Annotated in this window: 2 protein-coding genes; both read left to right on the top strand. The window is 72.5% G+C overall.

Annotated features, from left to right (window positions below; all coding sequences use genetic code 11):
• A partial coding sequence (locus GPA_RS02605) for a YraN family protein (RefSeq protein WP_041238853.1) occupies positions 1–358 on the top strand: 358 nt, incomplete at its 5' end.
• Positions 359–363: 5 nt separating this feature from the next.
• Positions 364–596: magnesium chelatase domain-containing protein (locus tag GPA_RS02600; protein ID WP_331429659.1), on the top strand; the 233-nt coding region annotated here is incomplete at its 3' end.

Genomic DNA, 596 nt, shown 5'->3' with positions numbered 1-596 from the left:
CAACCGGGAGCTCGGCCGGCGCGGCGAGGATGCGGCGGCGCGCTTTTTGGACCGGCGCGGCTACGACATCGTCGAGCGCAACTGGACGTGCGCGGCGGGGGAGGCCGACATCATCGCGCGCGACGGGGAGGCGCTCGTGTTCGTGGAGGTGAAGACGAGGTCGAACACCGAGAAGGGGCTTCCCTCCGAGGCGGTGGACGCGGGGAAGCGCAGCCGCTACGAGCGCATCGCGGCGCTGTTCCTGGTGGACTACGACGTGGTGGACGTGCCGGTGCGCTTCGACGTGGTGTCGATCGTGGTGGTGCCGCCCGACCGCGCGTTCATACGGCACCATATCGGCGCCTTCTCGGCGGGGTGAGCGGCGTGTTCGGACGCTTCGCCGTGCAGGGCGCGACGCTGCGCGGGGTGGAGGCCGTGCCGGTTGACGTGGAGGTGGTGGTGGGCAGCGGCATGCCCGCGTTCTGCATCGTCGGGATGCCCGACGCCGCCGTGCAGGAGGCGCGCGAGCGCGTGCGCGCCGCCCTGCGGGCCGCAGGCTTCTCCATGCCGAACGAGCGGGTGGTGGTGAACCTGGCGCCCGGCGCCCTGCGCAAGAC

Source organism: Gordonibacter pamelaeae 7-10-1-b (genome assembly GCF_000210055.1).
In the GTDB taxonomy this organism is placed as follows: Bacteria; Actinomycetota; Coriobacteriia; order Coriobacteriales; family Eggerthellaceae; genus Gordonibacter; species Gordonibacter pamelaeae.
Note: the sequence above shows the minus strand (reverse complement) of the source record. Positions and strands in the feature narration are given on the sequence as shown.